The organism is Pseudoxanthomonas sacheonensis (genome assembly GCF_031455975.1).
Lineage (GTDB): Bacteria > Pseudomonadota > Gammaproteobacteria > Xanthomonadales > Xanthomonadaceae > Pseudoxanthomonas_A > Pseudoxanthomonas_A sacheonensis_A.
Genome location: NZ_JAVDTT010000001.1, coordinates 256,023 through 278,052 on the forward strand (window position 1 = coordinate 256,023; position 22,030 = coordinate 278,052).

At 63.4% G+C, this 22,030-nt stretch carries 24 protein-coding genes; 2 read left to right on the forward strand and 22 right to left on the reverse strand.

Annotation, left to right across the window (positions count from 1 at the left end):
- Nucleotides 1-9: 9 nt before the first annotated feature.
- The 7 genes from J2W94_RS01155 to J2W94_RS01185 form a co-directional block, all read right to left on the reverse strand.
- A complete protein-coding gene (locus J2W94_RS01155) occupies nucleotides 10-822 on the reverse strand; it encodes a PDZ domain-containing protein (protein ID WP_310089771.1) in 813 nt (270 codons plus the stop codon).
- Nucleotides 823-840: 18 nt separating this feature from the next.
- A complete protein-coding gene (locus J2W94_RS01160) occupies nucleotides 841-1,233 on the reverse strand; it encodes a hypothetical protein (RefSeq protein WP_310089772.1) in 393 nt (130 codons plus the stop codon).
- A complete protein-coding gene (locus tag J2W94_RS01165) occupies nucleotides 1,226-1,768 on the reverse strand; it encodes an RNA polymerase sigma factor (protein WP_310089774.1) in 543 nt (180 codons plus the stop codon). Before J2W94_RS01165 ends, J2W94_RS01160 begins: the two co-directional genes overlap by 8 nt.
- A 57-nt stretch (nucleotides 1,769-1,825) precedes the next feature.
- Nucleotides 1,826-2,530 carry an N-acetylmuramate alpha-1-phosphate uridylyltransferase MurU gene (gene murU / locus J2W94_RS01170; protein WP_310089775.1) on the reverse strand — a complete coding sequence of 235 codons (705 nt, stop codon included), beginning with the start codon at nucleotides 2,528-2,530 and terminating at the stop codon, nucleotides 1,826-1,828.
- Entirely contained in the window at nucleotides 2,527-3,540 is a 1,014-nt protein-coding gene (locus tag J2W94_RS01175) for an aminoglycoside phosphotransferase family protein (protein WP_310089776.1), read from the reverse strand. Before J2W94_RS01175 ends, murU begins: the two co-directional genes overlap by 4 nt.
- A 129-nt stretch (nucleotides 3,541-3,669) precedes the next feature.
- Entirely contained in the window at nucleotides 3,670-3,960 is a 291-nt protein-coding gene (locus tag J2W94_RS01180; RefSeq protein WP_310089777.1) for a GlsB/YeaQ/YmgE family stress response membrane protein, read from the reverse strand.
- A gap of 62 nt (nucleotides 3,961-4,022) precedes the next feature.
- The gene (locus tag J2W94_RS01185; protein ID WP_310089778.1) at nucleotides 4,023-5,513 is read right to left on the reverse strand and encodes a M20 family metallopeptidase; all 1,491 of its coding nucleotides are present in this window, start codon (nucleotides 5,511-5,513) and stop codon (nucleotides 4,023-4,025) included.
- A gap of 236 nt (nucleotides 5,514-5,749) precedes the next feature.
- Between J2W94_RS01185 and J2W94_RS01190 the strand changes: the two genes are divergently transcribed.
- Nucleotides 5,750-6,091, forward strand: coding sequence for a ComEA family DNA-binding protein (locus J2W94_RS01190; protein ID WP_310089779.1), 342 nt, complete (start codon nucleotides 5,750-5,752; stop codon nucleotides 6,089-6,091).
- Nucleotides 6,092-6,363: 272 nt separating this feature from the next.
- On the forward strand, nucleotides 6,364-6,948 hold the full coding sequence (locus tag J2W94_RS01195; RefSeq protein ID WP_310089780.1) for a HutD/Ves family protein: 585 nt from the start codon (nucleotides 6,364-6,366) through the stop codon (nucleotides 6,946-6,948).
- 36 nt (nucleotides 6,949-6,984) lie between these two features.
- On the opposite strand, the gene J2W94_RS01200 is transcribed toward J2W94_RS01195, so the two are convergent.
- From J2W94_RS01200 to J2W94_RS01270, 15 genes are all read right to left on the reverse strand, one after another.
- Nucleotides 6,985-8,625: a sulfite reductase flavoprotein subunit alpha gene (locus J2W94_RS01200; RefSeq protein ID WP_310089781.1), complete on the reverse strand. Its 1,641-nt coding sequence runs from the start codon at nucleotides 8,623-8,625 to the stop codon at nucleotides 6,985-6,987.
- Nucleotides 8,622-9,608 (reverse strand): FAD:protein FMN transferase, encoded by a 987-nt coding sequence (locus J2W94_RS01205; protein ID WP_310089783.1) that lies wholly within the window; start codon nucleotides 9,606-9,608, stop codon nucleotides 8,622-8,624. The genes J2W94_RS01200 and J2W94_RS01205 overlap by 4 nt, the downstream gene beginning before the upstream one ends.
- Nucleotides 9,609-9,674: 66 nt before the next feature.
- Nucleotides 9,675-10,481, reverse strand: coding sequence for a DUF4198 domain-containing protein (locus J2W94_RS01210; protein ID WP_310089785.1), 807 nt, complete (start codon nucleotides 10,479-10,481; stop codon nucleotides 9,675-9,677).
- Nucleotides 10,482-10,530: 49 nt separating this feature from the next.
- Nucleotides 10,531-11,046 (reverse strand): DUF2271 domain-containing protein, encoded by a 516-nt coding sequence (locus J2W94_RS01215; RefSeq protein ID WP_310091536.1) that lies wholly within the window; start codon nucleotides 11,044-11,046, stop codon nucleotides 10,531-10,533.
- Between the two features lie 49 nt (nucleotides 11,047-11,095).
- Nucleotides 11,096-11,740 (reverse strand): PepSY-associated TM helix domain-containing protein, encoded by a 645-nt coding sequence (locus tag J2W94_RS01220; RefSeq protein WP_310089787.1) that lies wholly within the window; start codon nucleotides 11,738-11,740, stop codon nucleotides 11,096-11,098.
- Nucleotides 11,741-11,829: 89 nt separating this feature from the next.
- On the reverse strand, nucleotides 11,830-12,516 hold the full coding sequence (locus J2W94_RS01225) for a Fe2+-dependent dioxygenase (RefSeq protein ID WP_310089788.1): 687 nt from the start codon (nucleotides 12,514-12,516) through the stop codon (nucleotides 11,830-11,832).
- Between the two features lie 78 nt (nucleotides 12,517-12,594).
- Nucleotides 12,595-14,997, reverse strand: coding sequence for a TonB-dependent receptor (locus J2W94_RS01230; RefSeq protein WP_310089789.1), 2,403 nt, complete (start codon nucleotides 14,995-14,997; stop codon nucleotides 12,595-12,597).
- A 114-nt stretch (nucleotides 14,998-15,111) separates the two neighbouring features.
- Entirely contained in the window at nucleotides 15,112-15,444 is a 333-nt protein-coding gene (locus J2W94_RS01235) for a non-heme iron oxygenase ferredoxin subunit (protein WP_310089790.1), read from the reverse strand.
- Nucleotides 15,441-15,980 (reverse strand): GNAT family N-acetyltransferase, encoded by a 540-nt coding sequence (locus J2W94_RS01240; RefSeq protein WP_310089791.1) that lies wholly within the window; start codon nucleotides 15,978-15,980, stop codon nucleotides 15,441-15,443. Before J2W94_RS01240 ends, J2W94_RS01235 begins: the two co-directional genes overlap by 4 nt.
- A 35-nt stretch (nucleotides 15,981-16,015) precedes the next feature.
- On the reverse strand, nucleotides 16,016-17,266 hold the full coding sequence (locus J2W94_RS01245) for a cysteine desulfurase (protein WP_310089792.1): 1,251 nt from the start codon (nucleotides 17,264-17,266) through the stop codon (nucleotides 16,016-16,018).
- A 3-nt stretch (nucleotides 17,267-17,269) separates the two neighbouring features.
- Nucleotides 17,270-18,532 (reverse strand): Fe-S cluster assembly protein SufD, encoded by a 1,263-nt coding sequence (gene sufD, locus J2W94_RS01250; protein ID WP_310089794.1) that lies wholly within the window; start codon nucleotides 18,530-18,532, stop codon nucleotides 17,270-17,272.
- On the reverse strand, nucleotides 18,532-19,296 hold the full coding sequence (sufC, locus tag J2W94_RS01255) for a Fe-S cluster assembly ATPase SufC (protein WP_310089796.1): 765 nt from the start codon (nucleotides 19,294-19,296) through the stop codon (nucleotides 18,532-18,534). Before sufC ends, sufD begins: the two co-directional genes overlap by 1 nt.
- A 137-nt stretch (nucleotides 19,297-19,433) precedes the next feature.
- Complete coding sequence (gene sufB / locus J2W94_RS01260) at nucleotides 19,434-20,903, reverse strand: Fe-S cluster assembly protein SufB (RefSeq protein WP_310089797.1); 1,470 nt, start codon at nucleotides 20,901-20,903, stop codon at nucleotides 19,434-19,436.
- 16 nt (nucleotides 20,904-20,919) lie between these two features.
- Entirely contained in the window at nucleotides 20,920-21,381 is a 462-nt protein-coding gene (locus tag J2W94_RS01265; protein WP_310089798.1) for an SUF system Fe-S cluster assembly regulator, read from the reverse strand.
- 69 nt (nucleotides 21,382-21,450) lie between these two features.
- Complete coding sequence (locus J2W94_RS01270; protein ID WP_310089799.1) at nucleotides 21,451-21,999, reverse strand: cytochrome C; 549 nt, start codon at nucleotides 21,997-21,999, stop codon at nucleotides 21,451-21,453.
- Nucleotides 22,000-22,030: the final 31 nt, after the last annotated feature.

Here is a 22,030-nt window from a genome sequence, read left to right on the forward strand (position 1 = left end):
GTGTCGATGCTAGGGGCAGGTTTCCGGGACTTTCGCCCAGACCACCGGTTCCCAATAGGCGTTGTCGCGGATGCTTTGCGCATCCAGCTTGTCCTTGAGCAGGCGAGCGCCGATGCGATAGCTGATGCCGGGCTCCACGTCGACCACAATGGATTTATAGGCGCGCGCGAGGGCGAACTTCTTCATCTTCGAAATCTGAAAGACCTGCGACGAATTCAGGCGGTTGGGGTCGATGAATTCGCGTACCACCAAGACATGCTTGCCTGTTTTGACGCGATGACGGTACATGGGCTCTCGCGGTGTGCTGCGTCCATCGATCTGGGTGATCTCGGCACGGAAGATACCCTTGGTTTGCGGAACGACGCCGGCCGAACTGCTGAGATAGCCACAGGAGCTGGCCTTTTCCTGCCTTGCCGGATCGGCGATATCGGCGTGACCTGCCAGCACAAGCGGCTTGCCGTTGCGCATGGCTTCCACGCGCAGCGCGCCTTTGCCTTCTTGCAGCGCGCTGGCGAGCGCCGATGAAGGCCTCGGTGCGCCGTCCAGACGACGTCCGTTGACCGCGCGCAGCTGGTCTCCGCTACGCAACCCCAACCGATCGGCCGCGCCGCCAGGTGTGATTGCCAGGATGGTCAGGCCGTTGGGATTGGGCCGCCGCACGTCGACCACCGCGCCAAGTCCATAGCGGACTTCATCTCGGGAACCCTCGGGTCGCGGTGCGCTGGCGGCGCCGGTATCGTTGGACTGGTGAGCGCTCGCGCTAGCCGGATTCAACAGCCCAGCGCCGAGGAGCGCGCTGACGAGGAGTGTACGGAGCGACATGGCGGGGAGATCCCTGAATCAGATTCGATCGTGTCGAAAGGCCGGGCTATCGGGACGGATACCGGCAAGCAGTGCATCGCGGGTCACCCACATCGGCGCGATTTCCGCGTCGCTGGCGCCACGATCGTAGGCCGCCTGCAGCGCCTGGTCGAGCGCACGCAACTCGGCATCGACATCGTGCTGCACGATCCCTTGTTCGCTCCGCATCGAATGGGTACCGGTGAGTATAGGGGCGAGCAACGGCGCCGCCATCGCCACCGCAAGCATCAGCGCCGCAACTCCGCCGCCGAGTTTCCGCCGCCGGATTTTCCGTTTGCGTCCGGCTTCCACTCGCTGCCACAGCGTATCGGGCAGCGCGATCTCAGGCAGGGCGTGCAGCCGTTCGCGCAGTTGGGTAGAAGGTTCAATCATCGGTAATTCCTGTTTCCAGATCGTCGCGCAGCCGCGTCAGGGCGCGCGAGACGATCGACTTCGACCAGCTCGGACTACGGCCAAAACGCTCCCCCAGTTCCGGGTGGGACCAACCTTCCATTTCATGTAGCCACACTACGGTACGCGCCAGCGGCGGAAGGCGTTGCAGCAGGCCCAGGATTTCCATGTCCTCGGTAGGATCGGTACTGTCGTCGGGCCAGGCATCGTGGTCCGTCTCCGCCACGAAGCGTTGCTCGCGACGCAGTCTGTCGATCGCTGCATTGGCCGCCACTCTTTTCAACCAAGGCCTCAAGGGCGCATCGCCGCGCAATCCTGAAAGAAAACCAAGCATCTTCAGGAAGGTGTCCTGGGTGATGTCCTCGGCCGCCGCGGCATTGCCGGTCAGGCGATACGCCAACGCGTGGATGGCCTTGGCGTGCATCCGATAGAGTTGCGCGAACGCATCGTGGTCGCCCCAACGCGCCTTGCGTACCAGCTTGGCTTCTTCGGGATTGGCTTCTGAGGCGGAAGGCATTGCACGAGGATACGGATACGGAGCGCCTTGCGTCGCAAACTCTACCGACCGACGTGGTCAATCGGGCGGGGTCAGTCGCCGATCCAGTTCCTCAAGCCGCTGCGGCGTGCCCACATCGGTCCAGCGCCCGCCGTGGTACTCGCCGCCGATCGTGCCGGACGGCATATGCGTGCGCAGCACCGGGGCCAAGCGGAAGCGCGGCGGCTCATCCTGCGCACCGGCGTCGGTGACGATGTCGCGCCAGCCCTGCAGCAATTGCGGTCGATACACGCCGAGTCCGGCATAGGTCAGCAAATGCGGGCCATCGGCGCGTACATGGCCGCTCTCGTCGAGGGCGAAGTCGCCATGGGTGGCCTGCACCGGGCGGTCCACCATCACCAGATGCGCCAGTCCTTCCGGCTCAGGCGGGAGGCGAGCGAAATCGTAGTCGGTCCAGATGTCGCCATTGACCAGCAGAAAAGGAGCGTCGCCCAACAGGGGCAGCGCGTGCAACAGGCCGCCCCCGGTTTCCAACGGCGTTTCGCCTTCATAGGAATAGGCGATACGCAGACCCCAGCGTTCGCCGTCGCCCAACGTTCGCGGAAACTGCTCGGCCAGCCAACTGGTATTGATCACCACTTCGCGCACGCCGATCGCAGCGAGCTTTTCCAAGTGCCAGACGATCAATGGTTTGCCGCCCGCCTTCAGCAGCGGCTTGGGTGTGTGGTCGGTCAGCGGGCGCATGCGCTCGCCCAGACCGGCGGCGAAAATCAATGCCTTCATGCGATAGCCTTCGAGCGCAAGGCCGGTTTGATCCTGGTTTCCAGCAGATCGGCGAGCGGTCGCAGTTCCGGATATCGCGGCAGTACCTCGTCCAGGTATGCGACGAAGCGCGGCACATCCGGCAGGTACTTCGTTTTGCCATCGCGGTAGTGCAGGCGGGCGAAGATGCCCAGGATCTTGAGATGGCGCTGCACTCCTAGCCAGTCGGCGTCGCGCTGGAACTGCGTCAGCGCCGGCACCGGCAATCCCGCGGCCCGCGCGCGCTGGTGATACTGCGCCAGCCAGGCGTCCACCCGCGCCAACGGCCAGCTGAGGAAGGCGTCCTTGAACAAGCTGATCGCGTCGTAAGCGACCGGGCCGCGCACGCAGTCCTGGAAATCCAGCACAGCCAGCTCCGGTTTCGTGGGCATCAGATTGCGCGGCATGAAGTCGCGATGGGTCAATACCTGCGCCTGCATCAGTGCGTTGTCCATCAGCCGGCGTTGGACGAGCTGCAGGTTCTCCGAACCCTCGCAGTCCAGTGCCAGGCCCAGGTGACGGCCCAGGAACCATTCCTCGAACAAACCCGCGTCGCGTTGCAACAGCGCCTCGCCGAACTCGCCCATCTCCGCAGGCGGGACAATCGATTGCAGCCGCAGCAGCTGGCTGATGGCCGCCTCGAAATATTCATCGGCGTTCGCAGGGTCGAGGACCTGAGCCAAGGTCGGTCCTCCCAGGTCCTCCAGCAACAGAAAACCGGCGTCCGTATCGCGTGCCAACACCTGCGGCACTCGCACGCCGCCGCGTTCCAGAAGATCGTGCATGCGCAGCCATGGCCGCACATCCTCCAGGTCGGGGGGGGAATCCATCACGATGCGGTTCGGACCTGCGCCGTCGGTACGCCAGTAACTGCGGTATCCGGCATCGACCGAAGCGCGCTGCAGACGAGCGCTTTGGTCATTGAGTGCTTGCCGCACCCAAGCGAGGCGCTCTGTTTCGCGCAGAGCGAGGGAGGAATTGAGCGAGGTCATGTCAGCGTCGTTCACGGTTTACAGAGTAAACCCGATACGGAAAAAGCGGACAATCGAAACAGAAACTGCTCGAAAGTGCCGCAAAAAGAAGCGCCCCTGTCCGGGGCGCTTCGGCATATTGCGAGGTTGTCAACGCGGCGGCAAACCGCCACGCTTCTTGCCGCGGAACAGGCTGACGATCAGCAGAATCACGATGGCGCCGACAAGCGCGCCGATGAATCCCGCCGCCTGTCCTGGGCCATACCAGCCCATTTGCTGGCCGATGAAACTGGCCAGCACCGCCCCGGCGATGCCCAGCAGGATGGTCAGGATAATGCCCATGCCGTCATTGCCGGGCTTGAGGAAACGTGCGAGCAGACCGACGATGAAGCCGATGAAGATGATGTAGAGCCAGCTACCGCTACCGAGCAGACCTTCCATTACGCACTCCCCTTGGGGTTAGGTGTGGCGGAGATTAACAGCCCGCCACACCGCTGTCAGGCTCAGCAGCAACCGTGCTCGCCGTGCTGATCGCCGCCGGCCACTGCGGCCACGCCGGTGGTTTCGCCACGCACGCTGGCGCCGTGGTGGTCGGCGATGACCTTGGCCACGCAGGCGGTGACGCGCTTGCCCATGGGGATGTGCAGGAACTCGTTGGGACCGTGCGCATTGGAATGCGGCCCCAGTACGCCGGTGATCATGAACTGGGCGCCGGGGAATTTTTCGCCCAACATGCCCATGAACGGGATGGTTCCGCCTTCGCCCATGTACATCGCGGGCTTGCCGAACGCTGCCTGCGAGGCGGCTTCGATGGCGTTGGACAACCACGGCGAGAGCGCCGGCGCATTCCAGCCGCTGGACGCCTTTTCAAGCGCAAGTTCGACTTGGGCGCCATAAGGCGGATCGCGCAGCAGCAATTCCTTCAATATCTCGCCGCCGCGCTTGCCATCCAGCGTCGGCGGCAGGCGCAACGACAACTTCACCGCGGTCTGCGGACGAAGCACGTTGCCGGCCGAATCCAGCGGCGGCAGGCCCTCGGCGCCGGTGACCGACAGAGCAGGACGCCAAGTGCGGTTGAGCACCAGTTCGGTCAGGTCGTCGGCCATCGGCTTCATGCCCGGCAGGAACGGGAATTTGTCGTAGACCTCGTCGCCCAGTACGGCGGCCACCTTGGCGGCCTGTTCCCGGCGTTCCTGCGGAATATCCACGGACAGGCCTTCCGGCTTGATCTTTCCGGTGACTTCATCCTCAAGCCGCGAAATCAGTTCGCGCAGGACGCGGAAGCTGGACGGAACGATGCCCGAGGCGTCGCCGGAGTGCACGCCTTCCGACAGCACCTTGACCGAGAAATTCCCGCCAGCCATGCCGCGCAGCGAGGTCGTGCACCACAGCTGGTCGTAATTGCCGCAGCCCGAATCCAGGCATACCACCAGCGAGGGTTTGCCGATGCGTTCGGCGAGATGGTCCACGTAGGCGGGCAGGTCGTAGCTGCCGGATTCCTCGCAGGCCTCGATCAGGATCACGCAGCGCGCATGCGGCACGCCCTGTTCCTGCAACGCCTGGATCGCGGCCAGCGAACCGAAGATCGCATAGCCGTCGTCGGCGCCGCCACGGCCGAACAGCTTGTCGTCCTTGAGCACCGGAATCCACGGTCCCAAGCCGCTGTCCCAGCCGGTCATCTCGGGCTGTTTGTCCAAGTGCCCGTACAACAGCACGGTATCGGCGCCGGTTTCAGGGCCGCTGGCCGGGATCTCGATGAATATCAGCGGTGTGCGGCCTTCCAGTCGCACCACTTCCAGGGCCATGCCCGGTATGGACTGCTTGCGCGCCCAGGACTCCATCAGCTTGACCGCATCGTCCATGTAGCCGTGGGCCACCCAGTCCTTGTCGAACATCGGCGACTTGTTGGGAATGCGGATGTATTCGACCAGCTGGGGGACGATTTCGTCATCCCACAACCCAGAAACGAAACGGTCGATCTTGGCGGTGTCCATGGATTCTCCAATGCCCTTGTCAATACGCCGATTCTACGCCCGAGCATGTTGGGCAGTCGTTGAAGCGGGCCGTCGGGTAGGAATTTCCCTACGCCACGGCGGGGCTTCCACCGGCATCGCCGGCAGCACTAAGGCGATATTTTGATCGTGCCCTGGAGCGGAGACTGTTCACACCGGCGGACGGAACAGATTCCGGCCCCGGCGAACCCTAACCCATCGCCACAAGGAGAGTTGCCATGAAATCGTTCGCCATCATCCTCAAATCCCTCGCTTTGTCGTTGCTGCTGGCCACAAGCGCCTACGCCGCCGACAAGGTCAATATCAACACCGCCGATGCGGCCACTATCGATGCGGTACTGGTCAATGTCGGTCCGGCCAAAGCCCAGGCCATCGTCGACTATCGCAAGACCAATGGCGCGTTCAAGAGCGCCGAAGAACTGGCCATGGTCAAGGGCATCGGCCTGAAGACGGTGGAAAAGAACCGCGATCGCATCGAGCTGGGACGCACGGCGGCGGCCCAGAAGAATGCGCCGGCGGCGGCAACGGCCAGCAAGGCCAAGCCGGTCGCGCGGCGCTGATCGAATATCCCCAAGTCCCGGCCGGTGCAGGAAGCGCAGACGGGGCCAAGGGGGCAGGAAGCCAGGGGGACATCGGCAAGGACGCCTACAAGGATGTGCTTACACGCAGGCAGCAACCTCGGTTGCCTGGAAGGTAACCGGGCAGGAAGCCGCAAACATCGGCAGGAAGCCCACAAGGAAGTCACCATCGCCCGGCCGCACATTGGATGTGCAGCCGGGCGATGTCTTTTGTGGCGGTTAAACTCCTCTCAGATCCAATGAGGAATCGGTGCATGTTGGACAGGTCCCGGGTCATAGCGGCGAACGAATACCGGCGCGAGCGTTGGAAGAACGGCACCGGCTGGACGCGAGAGATCCTCCGCATGCCGGATCGGACGGACTGGAACTGGCGTCTTTCGATCGCGGAGATCGAGCGTGACGGGCCGTTCTCGGTTTTCCCTGGCGTCGACCGGGAACTCGTGCTGATACACGGCAATGGCTTGCGCCTGCGATTTTCGGACGGAGAAGTGCGTGAGCTGCAACCGCCGCATGGCCGGATTCGTTTCGCGGGCGAGCGTGACGTAAGCAGCGAACTCCTGGACGGGCCCACCCACGACTTCAACCTGATGTGGCGACGCGATGCCGTGGCCGCCGAGTTGCTGCATCGCCCGCTGGTGGGGCCGATGCTGTTCTTTACCGAGCCCGGAGTCAGCTGGGCGATCCATCTGCTGGCCGGGCAGGCAAAGTTCGACCAGGCGTCGGAGTTGCCGCCATTGTGGGCCGGCGACACTGCGTTGCTGGTGGATGGGGAAAAGCGTGGGCGCTATGCGCTGGAAGGCGGCGGGGAACTTCTCGCGATCAAGCTGATGCAACGATAAGAAGAAGCGTCTGGCGCGCCTTCATGGAACGGGCGGTCAATAGACATCGCGGCGATAGCGACCTTCGGTCAACATGCTTTCTACGTTCGCATCGCCCAGTATCCGCCGCAGCGCGCCGTCCACGCCTGGCGCCATGCCGGCAAGACTTCCGCACACATAGATCGATGCACCGGCTTTCACCCACTCGTGCAGAACCTCGGCCATAGCCTGCAATTTCTGTTGCACGTAGACCCGTTCGGTCCGGTCGCGCGAGAACGCTAGGTCCAGGCGCTCGATATGGTTCTGCGCCTGCCAGTGCAGTATCTCGTCGCGATAGAAGAAGTCGCGATCGGAGTTGCGCTCTCCGAACAGCAGCCAGTTGCGCCGCGCGCCGACCGCGATGCGCTGCTTCAGGTGCGCGCGTAATCCGGCGATACCTGTGCCGTTGCCGATCAGGATCATGGGCTTGGCAGGGTCCGGCGCATGGAAGTTGGGATTGCTGCGCAAACGCAGCGCGATCTCCCCACCCACAGGCGCGTAGTCGCAGAGCCAGCCGCTGCCGATGCCTGGGGTTCCGTCGGCACGCAGCAACCTGCGCAAAAGGATGTGCAGGGCGCCATCGCTGGGCAGCGACGCGATGGAATACTCGCGATGCGGCAACGGCTTCAGGGTCTCGGCCAAAGCCTGCGCGTCCATATCGCGGATTTCATCGAGGGTAGGCAGGTGAGAGCCAGCCAACAGTTCGGCAAGCGATTGCAGTTGTCCGTCGATCACGACGCTGGCGTCCGCGGCGATGCCGGCCTGACCAAGCAGTGCTGCGACGACCAACGGGGAATGGCGCGGCCCGATCTCGGCGATGTCGCCGGCGACCCAGTGGCCCACCGATTCCGCGGATGGAGTCATGGCCAGGTGGAATGCGCCGCCACCCACGCTGCCCGGATTGAGCTCGCGTCGTTCGACCAACGTCCACCGTTCGTAGCGCGGCTGCGTCCAATCGGGCAGGTCGGTCACGCCGCTCAGCTGGCCGAGATGGTGTTGCCAGTGGCGCAATGCACTTTCGTCGGCATTGTCGACTTCGACTATATCGAACAAGGACTGTGCACCGTGCTGCCGCAGCCAGTTATCCAGTTGATGGCCGAAGCCGCAGAAATGCTCGTATTCGCGATCGCCCAGCGCCAGTACGGCATAACGCAGACGCCCAAGCGCCGCCGGTTGCCCCATTACGTCGCGCACGAAAGCCAATGCCTGGTCCGGTGGGTCGCCCTCGCCGGTCGTGCTGGCGACGAAAAGCACGCGGCCGGCCGTGGCCAGCATTGCGCTGTCGACTTCGGCGATGGCGCGGAGTTTCACCGTCAGTCCCGAATTGCGCAGGTTTTCCGCGCTGCGTTCGGCCAGTTGCTGCGCGAAGCCGGTCTGGCTGGCATGGACGACCAGCACGGAGGAGTCGCGAGTCGCGGCATTGGGGATATCGTCGTTCGCCTTGCGGGTACGGGATCGCCAGAGGAAGGCGGCACAGAACAGAAGATAGGAAAACAACGCGATCGCCGCGCCGATCCAGCGATCCGCACGCGGCATTGCGGGCCACCAGTCTCCCTGCTGCAAGGCGAAGAACGCGGCGGCGATCAATGCCAGCGATGCCAGCGACGCGAAATTTCCCCAGAACGTACGCGAACGCCAGCGCGCCGTATTGCTGCTCACGCCGGTAACCTTGCGCGAAAATCGTCGGTCATGCTTTCGATCGGTCCGCGATCGCCGCGCACGACGAATCTTGCGGCGATATTCCGTTGTTGCGCGAACCGATGGCCTGCTTCGGCCCCCATCACCGTCAATGCTGTTGCCCATGCATCGGCATGCATAGCATCGTCAGCGATGACGGTGACCGCAGCAGCTGCGGTTTCCACCGGTTTGCCGGTGCGCGGATCCAGAGTATGCGAATAGCGCGTTCCGTCCTGTTCGAAGGCATGCCAGCGGTCGCCCGAAGTGGCTATCGCGATGCCGTCGAGTGCGATCACGCAGGCTGCTTCCTCATCGGGCTCCGCATCGGGAGTCGCTTCCACCAGCACTTGCCATGCCGAGCCATCCGGTTTGCGGCCGTAGCCGTACAGTTCGCCTCCGACTTCGATCAACGCCGCAGCGGTGCCTCTATCGCGCAGGTGACGGGCCACCAGGTCCACGCTATAACCCTTGGCGATGGCGGAAAGATCCAGTCGTACGCCGCCGGGTTGCAATGCGCTCATGTCCTGCGAACATAGCGAGACGCGCCGCCAGCCGAGACGGCCCTGCGCCGCCGCCAGCTCGTCTTCACCCGGAATCCGATATCCGCTTTGCGCCGGACCGAATCCCCAAGTTTCGACCAAGGCTCCGATAGTGGGGTCGTATGCGCCATCGCTTTCGCGTGCCGTTTCCATTGCGCAGGAAAGCACCGCGAAGAACTCCGGCGGTAGCCGCTGCCAGGTGTCCGCGACGGAGCGGTTGAAACGGCTGATGTCCGAATCCGCTTCCCAGGTGCTCATCTGCGCAACTACGCAGTCGAGTCGCGCCTGTATTCCAGCGTGCACTGCATGCAGATCCGCGCGCGGCGACGCCACCAGCTTCACGCACCACGATGTGCCCATGGTTTCGCCATGAAGCGTGTGCAGGCAAGCCGATGTAGGTATGTGGTTGGCGGCGGCAATCGTCATCGGGAATCGCCGCCGCACTCTCCCGCCTTGTTTATCGGCGGGCGAGGGCGGCGGCCTTGTTCGTAATTACTGCGGCAGTACTTCCAACGTGGCCACATAACTCAGGCGACGTTGCTTGGCCTGGGGCAGGGAAGTGTTGGTGTCTTCCGATACGGTTTCCAGCCAGTACATACCCGCTTCCGGCCAGGTCACGCTGAACTCGCCGTTGGCATCGGTCTTGGCCTTGATCTCTTCCTGCGCATTGCGGTAGCGGGTGCCGCCGCGCACGATCTCGATCTCCAGGCCGACCGCAGGCTTGCCGTCGATCTGCAGCTTGAACTTGGCCTGCTCGCCCGCGAACAAATCGTTGGGATGCGTCACCGGCACCAGCTCGATGCCTTCGCCAACCGGCTTCAGCGCAGTGTCGTTCGGAGAACCGTTGGTGACGAAGGTCTCCACGCGGCCCACCGATTGCGTGACCTTCAGGTCCTTGGCGTCCTTCGGGACTTCGCTGGCGAATGCCGCTGCTGTGCCCCGCCAGCGCTTGGGTTTTCCGCCCTCGTCCCAGCTCGCGGACAGGCCGCTGTTGACCATCGCGATGCGATAGGTGCCCTGCTGTTTCAGCTGCACGTCGAACACGCTGCGGTACTTGCCGGTCGCGCCGTTCTGCGCGTCGACCTTGCTGCCATCGGGCGCGGTGATGGCCAGACGTTCCAGCGGCAGCGGCACGTGGTTGAAATAGAACAGGTCGTTGGAGACGGCGGCGTCCACGGTCACCCAGGGGTCGGCGCCGGCCAATACGGTTTCCGACGGTTGCAACCAGGCCTTGTGCGCCATGGCGGTGAAGGGCATGACGGCGAGCGAAAGAACCAGTGCGAGTGCGGTGCGTTTCATTGATGACTCCGGCGAAGTTGGAAATATATAAACGGGAATGCTTTCCGTATCAGGGCTTGACGGCCAGGGTCACCGCGCCGAGCTCGCTGCTGCCCTGCGCTTTGCTGGACTGCGGCGCGTTGGCCGGCCAGGTGAAGGGAATCTTGACCAGTTCGCGTCCGCCTACTTCGCGCGCGGCTTCGATCACGAGTGTGTAACTGCCGGGTGCGAGCTTCGCCAAGGCGGGCTGCTTGTCGGTGAACTTCAACGCATGCTTGCCCACCGGCCGTGTTGGTCCCGTCACCCCGTCCACCGGCACTTTCAGGCTGCGGCCGGACTTGCGCCACCACTGGCGCAGGTCGGGCAACCACTTGGTGCCGTGGCCTTCTTTGGTGTCCTTCATCTGGTACCAGACAGAAAGATCGGCGGCGACTTTCTGATCGGCGCCTTCCAGCCAGATCGCGACATACGGGCGATGATATTCGGCCACATTCAATTGTGGAATTTCGACGCTGAGGTTCAGTTCCGCCGCGTAAGCGGGAAGCGCCAGCGCACCGCTCAGGGCGATGGTCAGCTTGGTGGCGATGTTGATCTTGAAGACGTTGTTGTGGTGCATGGCGTCGCTCGATGAGTGATTAGTGAATGAAGAGCAGGGCGAGCAACAGCGGCACGATCAATCCCAGGCCGACATACGGCCAGGTCATGCGCCGCTGTTTGGCGTGCATTTGCAACAGGAACAGCCCGGTGATGCAGAACACCAAGCAGGCGGTGGCGAACAGGTCCAGGAACCAGCTCCATGCCGGTCCCGCGTTGCGGCCTTTGTGCAGGTCGTTGAGATAGGAAATCCAGCCGCGGTCGGTGCGCTCGAATTCCACCGCGCCGCTGCCGCGGTCGACACTGAGCCAGGCATCCGCACCCGGAGTGGGGAGGGACAGGTAGATTTCTTCTTCGGACCATTCGGCCGGACGCGAACCGATGGAAACGCCCAATTCGTCGCTGAGCCATTCCGCGCTGGCTTTCGGCAAAGGCGCATTGCCTTCTACCCGACTGCCCAGGCCGGCGAGCAGTTCCGGCGACAGCTTGGCGGTGCGGTTGACCACCTCCGGCTTGGCTTCGATCTTCGACGCATGGTTGAGAGTGATGCCCGTGGCCGCGAACAACAGCATCCCAATCAGACAGATAGCCGAACTGATCCAATGCCATTGGTGCAGCGTGCGCAACCAGAAGCCGCGCCGTTGCTGGCTGCTGGAGATGTCCGTGGAGGAGGAGTTGCGCGACAAGCGGTGGTTCCGGGCTGGCGGACAACCGCTATTACAGCATAGATGAGAATCACTCTCAATTGATATGAGCGGTCATTCCGGCTCGCGCTTCAGACTTCGGTCCATTGCCGCAGGAGGTTGTGATAGACGCCAGTCAGCTGCACCAGGGCGGGGTGATCCGGCAGTTCCTGGGTCAGGCGGCGGATCGACACGTCCAAGTCGAACATCAGCCGGCGTTGTCCGTCGTCGCGCACCATGCTCTGGATCCAGAAGAAGGACGCCAGCCGCGTCCCACGGGTGACCGGCGTGACCTTGTGCAGGCTGGTGCCCGGGTACAGCACCAGGTGTCCTGCAGGCAGCTTGATGCTGTGGGTGCCGTAGGTGTCTTCGATGATGAGTTCGCCGCCGTCGTAGTCCTCAGGCGCCGAAAGGAAGAGCGTGGCCGACAGATCGGTACGTACCGCTTCGGGTGCGCCGCGGCTGCGGTCGTAACGTACCGCGTTGTCCACATGGAAACCGAACGACTGCCCGCCCGCATAACGATTGAACAATGGCGGATAGACCCGTTTCGGCAAGGCGGCGGAGAAGAAGGTGCTGTTGCGCGAAAGCGCTTCAAGCACGGTCGCACCCAGCTCCCGTGCCAAAGGCGAATCCTCCGGCAGCTGGGCGTTGTCCTTGGCCTTGGCCGACTGGTAGCCGGCGGTGATGCGGCCATCGGCCCAGTCGGCGACCTCCAGCCTTGTGCGGAAGGAGGCCACCTGTTCGGTATTGAGGACGTCGGGAATGTTCAGCAGCATCGGCAGTCGCCTCGACCATTAAAAAAGCCCCACCCATTGTGCATGGGCGGGGCTGTAGTGTGTTGCGTCACGCGCGGATCAGAAAGTGAAGGTCGCCGACAGCACCGCCGAACGGCCTTCGCCCGGGGTCGCCCAGCCGTTGTTGCGGATGCGCGTGTAGTACTCCTCGTCGAACAGGTTGTTGACGTTCAACTGCAGGCCGATGTTGTCGTTGATCTGGTAGCCGATCATGGCGCGGTGGGTCCAGTAGTCCGGAGTCTTGTACAGCGCGGTTTCCGAAACGGTGGTGCCGCTGACCGCGACATAGCTATTGTTGAGGTAGAACTCGCCCTGGTACGTCGCGCCGTATCCGAAAGTCCAGTCGTTCAGACGATAGGTCGTCCACAGGCTGGCCGAGTGTTTCGGCGTATTGGTCAGCGGATTGCCTTTGAGCGGGTCCGGATGTGCGGCGGAGTTCGCGCAGGCGGCGCTGGGATTGGCGTAGCAGAAGTCCGATACGCCGGTCAGCACTTCACTGTCCAGATACGTGTAGTTGGCGAATAACGACCATTCCCGGGTGATGTTGCCGGCAACGCCCAAGGCCAGACCGCGTACGCGCGCGCGCCCGTCCAGGGACTGTAGGCCCGTCAGGTTGGTGGGGTCGGGGTCATTGACCCTGTAGTTCTCGCGTTCGTTCTGGAACAGCGCCGCGTTCACTGCCAGCCTGTGGTCCAGCAACTCCCATTTGGCGCCCAGTTCGATGTTGACCGCCGTTTCCGGATCGACTTCGCAGTTCGCAGTGCCAGTCGTGCTGGTGGCGACGCAGGTTCCGTTGACCGACGCCTTGGAAGGCGTCTTCGAGTTGGCATAGGACAGGTAGATCGTGCCGTTTTCGACGGGCTTGTACACCAAGCCTGCGCGATAGGAGAAAAGATCTTCCTCATTGACACTCGGCGTAGCACGGCTGAGTATCGAACCGATGTTCGTGTTGTCCGGGTTTGGATTGGAAACGGTGGGCGCGGTGTACAGCTTCACGTTCCATGTCGCGGAGTCGCCTTTGTTGTGCTCGTAGCGGGCGCCTAGATTGAGCGACAGCTTGTCGTTGAACTTGAGCGTATCGAAGACGTAGATCGCCTGGTTGTTGAGCGTGCCTTCGGTGCGTCCGATCAGCGTCTTGTTGAGGGGACCCGTGTAGAGCGAGTCCGGATTGTAGATATCCATGAACGGCAAATGGTTCGGCGCAAGGTAAGGATTGCTGCCGTCCGTATTGCGGAACAGGTTGCTGGTGTCCAGATCGAAGGTTTCCTGCGAGAACGACACGCCGGCGACCAGGGCATGCTCGACCGAACCGGTGTTGAAGCGCGCGGTCAGGTCGGTCTGGCTAATGGCGATGGCGTTGCTGGTGTCGCGTACATAACCGCGCGGACCGGTGGGCATGTACTGTCCGACGGGAACGGTAATCGCGGCGGCTCCGGCTCCAACCGTGCACGAAGTCCCGGTCGGGGTCAGGTTGTTCGGCATGCACCAGGTACCCTGGGTGGCGTCGACCGTGGAGACCTGATCCACCTTCTGGTAGCGCGCCAGGCTGCGCAGCGTCACCTGTTCGTTGAAATCGTGCTCGAACACGCCTGTCAGCATGTCCACATCGATTTCTTGCTTGTCCACATTGTGGTAGCCGTAATAGTTGCTGGAGTCCACGCCAGGCAACGGGCCGTCGTAGAACGCATTGCGGTAGTAAGGCACGCCGTATTGCGGGGTGTTTTCGTCGCTCTGATGGAAGTAGCTCAGGGTGAAGCGGGTGTCCGAACCTAATCCGAACGCCACCGACGGCGCGAAGCCCCAGCGCTTGAACTCTTCGTAGTCCCGGCCCGGCACGTCGTTCTGGTGCGCCATCGCGTTAAGGCGCACGGCGGTGCCGTTGTCCAGGTCGAAATTGCTGTCCGCGGTGACGCGGCCGTAACCGTCGGTGCCGGCGCCGATGGTGAAGGCGTGCGAATCGATTTCGTGCGCTGCCTTACTGACCAGGTTGATATTGCCGCCTACCGAACCAGCGCCCGAATACACCGAGTTGGCGCCGTTCACCAGTTCGATCGACTCCAGGTTGAAGTTGTCGGTGCGGCTGTACTGCGCGCTGTCGCGCACGCCGTCGGTGGTGATATCGCTGTTGGCGGTGAAGCCGCGCAGATTGATGCTATCGCCGTAACCGCCGCCGCCTTCGCCCGCGCCGAAAGTGATGCCCGGCAGCGTGCTCAGCACATCGCGTAGGCCGATCAGGCCCTGCTGGTCCATCGTCGCTTTGTTGACGACGGTGATGGTCTGCGGTGTATCGAGCAGTGCTTCGGTGTACTTCGGCGACGAAGGCTTGTCGATCTTGGCGCCCTGGACCTCGACGGCATCCAGCTCCGTGGCGGACTTGTCCGGCGCCAAGTCGGCAAGGGCCGGGGTGGAAATAACCAGCAACAAGGCAGCGGCAAGGGGGGAGAGGCGCAGCGTGGAATTCATTCTCGGCTCGAGGTAGTGGGGCTCAGCCCCGGTCAAGCGACAATGTTAATGAGAATGATTCGCGGTTACAACTATTTATTTACAATTGCGCGATTGCGCGGCGCCGGCTATGCCTCAATCGCGGTCGTCGCGGGTCCAGACGCCATCGTGCTCCAGCTTGACCGGAAATTTGGGCACGCCGGTATAGGCCGGTGCGCATAACGGCGCACCATTGCGGATGTCGAAGCGCGCGCCGTGCAGCACGCATTCGATGGTGGCGTCCTCGCCGTCGTAGCTGCCGGCCGAGAGTTCGAAATCCTCGTGGCTGCACTTGTCCTCTAGCGCGTAATACTCCCCGTCGTAGTTGAACACCACGATCGGCACCGAGGTCACTTCGTCCCAAGCGGTCTTCATTTCGCCGGGAAGCAGCTCGCTGACTGCGCAGACGAAGGTCCAGGTTTCGCTCACACGCCTTCCCTGTTGAAAGGCTTCTCCAGTACTTCGAAGCGCAGGTCGTCGCGTTTGGGAATGCCAAAACGCTCGTCGCCGTAAGGGAAGGGCTTGGTGATGCCGGTGCGGCGGTAGCCGCGGCGCTCGTAAAAGGCGATCAGCTCATCGCGGATGTCGATCACGGTCATGCGCATCGCCGGCAGCTTCCATTCGTCGCGGGCGATGCGTTCGGCTTCGGCCAGCAACCGCTTGCCCACGCCGCCGCCCTGCAGGTCGGGCTTGACCGAGAACATACCGAGGTAGCCGGCGCCGTTGTCTTCGGCGACGTGCACGCAAGCCAGCAATTGCGCTTCGCGCTCGGCGATGACTATCAGGCTGCGCTCGCGTTCGATGTCCTTGCGCAATACCTCGGGATCGATGCGCTGCCCGTCGAGCATGTCGGCTTCGGTGGTCCAGCCCTGTTTGCTGGCGTCGCCCCGGTAGGCGGAAGTCACCAGCACGACCAGGGCGTCGATGTCCGCGAGCGTCGCGGGGCGGAAGGTAAGGTCTGTCATGGCGGAATTTTACCCGCTTTCCGACAAGTCGAGGGTCAGGCCAGCAGGCCGCGCGCCTTCTTCAATGCGACCACGAACCGCTCGATCTCGTCGTGTGTGTTGTAGAACGCCAACGAGGCACGGCAAGTCGCCGCGACACCCAGGAATTGCAGCAGGGGATGGGCGCAATGCTGGCCGGAGCGGATGGCGACGCCTTCCAGGTCCAGCAGAGTGGCCAGGTCGTGCGCGTGCGCGCCTTCGATAAGGAAGGAGATCACCGCCGCCTTGCCCGGCGCGCGCCCGAAGATGCGCAGGCCATCGATCTTCAGGAGTTCTTCGGTCGCGTGGGCAAGCAGCTCGTTCTCGCGCGCTTCGATATTCGCCATGCCGACCGATTGCAGATAGTCCACCGCGGCGCCCAGGCCGATGAAACCGGCGATGTTGGGCGTGCCGGCTTCGAATTTATGCGGGGCGTCGTTGAACACCGTGCCTTCGAAGCTGACCTCGCGGATCATCTCGCCGCCGCCGATGAACGGAGGCATCGCCTGCAGATGCTCGCGCCGCGCCCACAAAGCGCCGGTGCCGGTGGGGCCGCACATCTTGTGGCCGGTGATGGCGTAGAAATCGCAGCCGATGGCGGCGACGTCCAGGGCGCGATGGGGCGCGGCCTGAGAGCCGTCGACAACGGTGACGATGCCGCGCTTGCGGGCCTCGCGACAGATCTCGCGCACCGGGTTGACCGTACCCAGCACGTTGGAGACGTGGGCGAGGGCGAGCAGCTTCACGTCCGTGGTCATCGCCGCATACAGCGCCGGCAGATCGAGGCTTCCGTCTGCGGTCAGCTCGGCGACCTTGATGCGGGCACCGGTTCGTTCGGCGACCAGCTGCCAGGGCACGATGTTGGCATGGTGTTCCATGCGCGACACCAGGAGGGTGTCTCCGCTCTTCAGTCGCGGCAACGCCCACGAATAGGCCACCAGATTGATCGCGAAGGTGGTGCCGCTGCAAAGCACCAGTTCGTCCGCACGGACGTTGAGGAAGCGGGCCAGTTTGCTGCGTGCGCCTTCGTAAGCATCGGTCGCTTCGGTGCCGAGAGTGTGCACGGCCCGGCTGACGTTGGCGTTGTGGCGGCGATAGAAATCGTCCACCGCTTCGATCACCGAAGCGGGTTTCTGGCCGGTATTGGCGCTGTCCAGGTAGATCAGTGATTTGCCCTGGATTTCCCGGGTCAACAGCGGGAAGTCGGTGCGGACGCCGTCCCAGTCGGGCGTGGGGATCGTTGCCGGTGCGGTGCGCGGGGCGTTCATGGCTTAGGCGACTCCCGCAGTCGTCAGCGCATCGTCCAGTCGCGCATTCAGCATCGCTGCGACAGCCGTATCGGAGACCAGCGCCAAGGGTTCGCGGCAGAAGGCGGCGGTGAGCAGCTGCTGGGCCAGGTCTTCCGGCAGGCCGCGCGAACGCAGATAGAACAACGCATTCGCATCCAGACGCCCAACCGTGGCGCCGTGCGCGGCCTTCACTTCATCGGCGTGGATTTCCAACACCGGTTGGGTATCGATCTCCGCGCCTTCGGAGAGCAGCAGATTCTTGTTGGAAAGCATGGCATCGCTGCCATCGGCGCCTTCGCGGATCAGGATGCCGCCATGGAAGACAGCGCGCCCGCGGCCTGTGCCCAAGCCGCGCCAGGTGAGTTCGCAGGAGGTATCGCGGGCGATGTGCTCGATGCCCAGACGGGTATCGACATGCCGCCGGCCGCCGGCCAGCAACACGCCGTTGGAGACCAGGCGCGCGTTGTCGCCTTCCAGCCGCACATTCAATTCGTGGCGCGACAAGGCGGCGCCAAGCTCCAGGTCGACCCGATGGTATTGGGCGTCGCGCCCGAGCACCGCATCGGTGCGCAGGAAGGAGGTCGCGCGTTCGCTGTCGTGCTGGATGCGCGCATGCGCCAGCGACGCGCCGCGTGCGAGATGCACATGGGTAAGGGTATTGGCGAAATGCGCATGCGGGCCGACGGCAAGATGGTGTTCCACCAGCGACAGGCGCGCGCCTTCGCGCAACTCGAACAGGTTGCGCAGGTGCCAGGCGCGATCTGCGCCGTCCTCCGCGCCGATGAAGACGAGATGCAACGGCTTTTCGTCGGCCGCATCGGTCTCGGCGCGCAGCAGGACGCCTTCACTGGCGAGGGCCGCATTGAGGCGAGCGAAGATTTCGTCGTGCCGTTCGAAGCGGCGCGCGAGGAACCGCGCGGAGTCGCCGCCGGTAGCCAGCACTTCGGAGAGCAACTGCAGGCTAACGCCGCGCGGCAGGTCGTCCGTGAGGGACAGTTGCGGCGAATAGCGGCCGTTGACGAAAACGATGCGAGGCGAGGGAATGCCGGCGAGCGTTTCTACCCCTATTTCGGTCACCGAATCGGCGGCAACGAAGCTGCGGCGCTCCAACGCGCGCAGCGAAGTGTATTTCCAGGACTCGCTGCGCGGACCGGGCAAGCCGTCGCGCAAGGCGTCGTCCAGCACGCCGCGGCGGGAAGCGTCGCCGTTGAAAGTGCTGGCGAGGGAATCGAGCAAGGCGCTCATTACGCCGCCTTCTCCGGCGTGACCCGGTCCTTCAGCCACGCGTAACCATGCGCTTCCAGTTCCAATGCCAGTTCTGGTCCACCGCTTTCTACGATACGGCCGCTGGAAAGCACGTGGACCACATCCGGCTTGATGTAGTCGAGCAGGCGCTGATAGTGGGTGATGACCAGGAAGGCGCGGTCCGGCGAGCGCAGCGCGTTGACGCCCTCGGCGACGTTCTTCAGCGCGTCGATGTCCAGGCCGCTGTCGGTTTCGTCCAGGATCGCCAGCTTCGGTTCCAGCACGGCCAGCTGAAAGATCTCGTTGCGTTTCTTCTCGCCGCCGCTGAAGCCTTCGTTGACGCCGCGATGCAGCAGTTCGTCCTTCAGGTGCAGCACCGCCAGCTTCTCCCGCACCAGCTTGAGAAACTGCATGGAATCCAGCTCCGCCTCTCCACGCGCCTTGCGCTGGGCATTGAGCGCGGCGCGCAGGAAGTAGGTGTTGTTGACGCCCGGTATTTCCACCGGGTACTGGAAGGCGAGGAACACGCCTGCGGCGGCGCGTTCTTCGGGCGCCAACTCCAACAGGTTGTTGCCCTGATAGGTCACCGAGCCTTCGGTGACCTCGTAGCCGTCGCGCCCGGCCAGGATGTTGCCCAGCGTGGACTTGCCGGCGCCGTTGGGGCCCATCAGCGCGTGCACTTGGCCGGGTTTCACTTCAAGGGTGAGGCCTTTGAGGATTTCCTTGCCGGCTACGCGGGCGTGGAGGTTTTCGATCTTCAGCATGGTCTTGTTTCTCACGCCGCCTTGGCGGCCATATCAATAATGAAGTTGTCATTCCGAGCGCAGCGAGGGATCTGCTTGGGCTGCGGGAAGTGAAGCAGATCCCTCGCTGCGCTCTCGGGACGACAAGGATTTGTTTCTTACCCGACAGAGCCTTCCAGGCTAACTTCCAGCAGCTTCTTCGCCTCCACCGCGAACTCCATCGGCAGTTCGCGGAACACCTGCTTGCAGAACCCATCGACGATCAGCGAAACCGCATCTTCCTGGCTGATGCCGCGCGCGCGGCAATAGAACATCTGGTCGTCGGAGATCTTGGAAGTGGTCGCTTCGTGCTCGACGATGGCGTCGGGATGCTTCACTTCGATGTAAGGAAAGGTGTGGGCCCCGCACTTTTTCCCGATCAGCAGGCTGTCGCACTGGGTGTAGTTGCGCGCACCGGAGGCGGATTTCTCCACCCTGACCAGGCCGCGGTAGCTGTTCTGGCCGCGGCCGGCGCTGATGCCCTTGCTGACGATCTTCGACTTGGTGTTCTTGCCGATGTGGATCATCTTGGTGCCGGTATCGGCTTGCTGGCGATGGTGGGTGAGGGCGACGGAATGGAATTCGCCGGTCGAGTCGTCGCCGATCAGCACGCAGCTGGGGTATTTCCAGGTGATCGCCGAACCGGTTTCCACCTGCGTCCAGCTGACTTTGCTGCGCGCGCCGCGGCATTCGGCGCGCTTGGTGACGAAGTTGTAGATGCCGCCCTTGCCGTTCTCGTCGCCGGGGTACCAGTTCTGCACGGTGGAGTACTTGATCTCCGCATCTTCCAGCGCCACCAGCTCCACCACCGCGGCGTGCAGCTGGTTCTCGTCGCGCATGGGCGCGGTGCAGCCTTCCAGGTAGGATACGTACGACTTGTCCTCGGCGATGATCAGGGTGCGCTCGAACTGGCCGGTGTGGCCGGAGTTGATGCGGAAGTAGGTGCTCAGCTCCATCGGGCAGCGCACGCCCTTGGGAATGAACACGAAGCTGCCGTCGGAGAACACGGCCGCGTTCAATGCGGCGAAGTAGTTGTCGCCGGTCGGCACCACGCTGCCCAGATACTGTTTGACCAGCTCGGGGTGCTCGCGCACCGCTTCGCTCATCGAGCAGAAGATGATGCCTTTCTCTGCCAGTTCCTTGCGGAAGGTGGTGCCGACGGAAACCGAATCGAACACCGCATCCACCGCCACGCCGGCGAGTTTGGCGCGCTCATGCAGCGGCACGCCCAGCTTGTCGTAGGTGTCCAGCAGTTCCTGCGGCACTTCGTCCAGCGAGGCGTACTTGGCCTTGGGCGCGGAGTAGTAGCTGACCGACTGCAGGTCGATCGGCGCGATGTTCAACTTCGCCCAGTGCGGCACCGGCATGGTCAGCCAGTGACGGTAGGCGGCCAGGCGCCAGTCGGTCATCCACTGCGGCTCTTCTTTCTTGGCCGACAGCGCGCGCACCACGTCCTCGCTCAGGCCGGGCTCGAAACTGTCGGACTCGATATCGGTAACGAAGCCGGCGTCGTAGCGACGGCCGAGCTGCTCGACGATTTCGGCGTTCTTGGTGGGGATTGCCTGGTTAGGGGCTGCTTCGGTGGCCACGGGGCTGCCTACGTTCTTAGCTGGTGGCGACTTGCACGGCGATGGAGCGTCGTGCGGCGTCGGTGGAAGAGGAGGAGAGCGGTTTCAGCATCTGCGCCAGGGTCACGCCGCGCAGGGCGTCGGCGACCACGTCATTGATCAGCCGCCAGTTGGCGCGCACACCGCACTGGTGGGCGATGCCGCAATGGCTGTCGTGCTGGCTGCACTCGGTCATCGCCAGCGGCCCTTCCATGGCCTCGACGATCTCGATCAGGGTGATTTCGGCGGCGTCGCGGCTGAGCCGGTAACCCCCGTGCACGCCGCGCAGGCTGGTGACCAGGCCGGCCTGGGCCAGGGGCTTGAGCAGCTTGCTGACGGTCGGGGTTTCCAGGCCGGCGGTTTCGGCCAGATCGGCCGCGCTCAGCACGTCGGCCGGACGTGCGGCGAGCACGGTCAGCACAACGGTGGCGTAATCGGTGAGCTTGGTGACGCGGAGCATGACGGGGCGGGTTCTGAAAGCGTACCGAAATTGTACGCTTTAAGGTCCGCCCGGCCAAGCCGGGATTGTTCAGGGAAGGGAGGCGGTCTTGACGGCCTGGGCGTCGGGCTTGGCGCCGTCGGCGGGGGCTGCGGGCAATACCAACTGGAAATAGGGCGGCGGTGGCTGCTGGCCGGGCGGCAAATAGGCTGGCGAAGCCTGTCCAGCCGGACCCAGAGCAGCGATGAAGCGGTACAGGGCACGCCGGTCTTCTTCGGATAACTCGCGGACCGTGAAGTCGGGCATGGGCGGACGGGTATGGAAGGCGCCGCTGTAGGCCAGCCATTCGGCCTCGCTCATCTTCGACAGGTTCAGACGCAAATTGGAGGCGTAAGTGGTACCCCAAGGCCCCATGAATCCCTGGTCCGACCCGGTCAGCCATTGTTCCTTCGGCAGTTTGCCGCCGCTGGGCGCGTAGCCAGGCGTGTGGCAGTCGTTGCACCCGCCCACCTTCACCAGGTACTCGCCCTTGGCCAGCAGGTCGGTGGCGGGTTCGACGATGGCTTTGGGGGCGGCGGCAGGTTGGCAGGCGGCCAGCAGCGAAAACAGGGAAAGCAACAGGAAACGTCTCGTTTGCATGGCGCAGGGCTCTTCGGGCAATGCCATCAAA

What these genes read in the sequence shown, in the direction of transcription:
- J2W94_RS01265 (WP_310089798.1), bottom strand. Translation starts at nt 21,381, where the DNA reads ATGCTCCGCGTCACCAAGCTCACCGATTACGCCACCGTTGTGCTGACC.
- J2W94_RS01160 (WP_310089772.1), bottom strand. Translation starts at nt 1,233, where the DNA reads ATGATTGAACCTTCTACCCAACTGCGCGAACGGCTGCACGCCCTGCCT.
- J2W94_RS01155 (WP_310089771.1), bottom strand. Translation starts at nt 822, where the DNA reads ATGTCGCTCCGTACACTCCTCGTCAGCGCGCTCCTCGGCGCTGGGCTG.
- J2W94_RS01245 (WP_310089792.1), bottom strand. Translation starts at nt 17,266, where the DNA reads ATGAACGCCCCGCGCACCGCACCGGCAACGATCCCCACGCCCGACTGG.
- J2W94_RS01205 (WP_310089783.1), bottom strand. Translation starts at nt 9,608, where the DNA reads ATGACGATTGCCGCCGCCAACCACATACCTACATCGGCTTGCCTGCAC.
- J2W94_RS01195 (WP_310089780.1), top strand. Translation starts at nt 6,364, where the DNA reads ATGTTGGACAGGTCCCGGGTCATAGCGGCGAACGAATACCGGCGCGAG.
- sufD (WP_310089794.1), bottom strand. Translation starts at nt 18,532, where the DNA reads ATGAGCGCCTTGCTCGATTCCCTCGCCAGCACTTTCAACGGCGACGCT.
- J2W94_RS01240 (WP_310089791.1), bottom strand. Translation starts at nt 15,980, where the DNA reads ATGACAGACCTTACCTTCCGCCCCGCGACGCTCGCGGACATCGACGCC.
- sufC (WP_310089796.1), bottom strand. Translation starts at nt 19,296, where the DNA reads ATGCTGAAGATCGAAAACCTCCACGCCCGCGTAGCCGGCAAGGAAATC.
- J2W94_RS01180 (WP_310089777.1), bottom strand. Translation starts at nt 3,960, where the DNA reads ATGGAAGGTCTGCTCGGTAGCGGTAGCTGGCTCTACATCATCTTCATC.
- murU (WP_310089775.1), bottom strand. Translation starts at nt 2,530, where the DNA reads ATGAAGGCATTGATTTTCGCCGCCGGTCTGGGCGAGCGCATGCGCCCG.
- J2W94_RS01190 (WP_310089779.1), top strand. Translation starts at nt 5,750, where the DNA reads ATGAAATCGTTCGCCATCATCCTCAAATCCCTCGCTTTGTCGTTGCTG.
- J2W94_RS01225 (WP_310089788.1), bottom strand. Translation starts at nt 12,516, where the DNA reads ATGCTGCTGAACATTCCCGACGTCCTCAATACCGAACAGGTGGCCTCC.
- J2W94_RS01185 (WP_310089778.1), bottom strand. Translation starts at nt 5,513, where the DNA reads ATGGACACCGCCAAGATCGACCGTTTCGTTTCTGGGTTGTGGGATGAC.
- J2W94_RS01175 (WP_310089776.1), bottom strand. Translation starts at nt 3,540, where the DNA reads ATGACCTCGCTCAATTCCTCCCTCGCTCTGCGCGAAACAGAGCGCCTC.
- J2W94_RS01210 (WP_310089785.1), bottom strand. Translation starts at nt 10,481, where the DNA reads ATGAAACGCACCGCACTCGCACTGGTTCTTTCGCTCGCCGTCATGCCC.
- J2W94_RS01165 (WP_310089774.1), bottom strand. Translation starts at nt 1,768, where the DNA reads ATGCCTTCCGCCTCAGAAGCCAATCCCGAAGAAGCCAAGCTGGTACGC.
- J2W94_RS01230 (WP_310089789.1), bottom strand. Translation starts at nt 14,997, where the DNA reads ATGAATTCCACGCTGCGCCTCTCCCCCCTTGCCGCTGCCTTGTTGCTG.
- J2W94_RS01270 (WP_310089799.1), bottom strand. Translation starts at nt 21,999, where the DNA reads ATGCAAACGAGACGTTTCCTGTTGCTTTCCCTGTTTTCGCTGCTGGCC.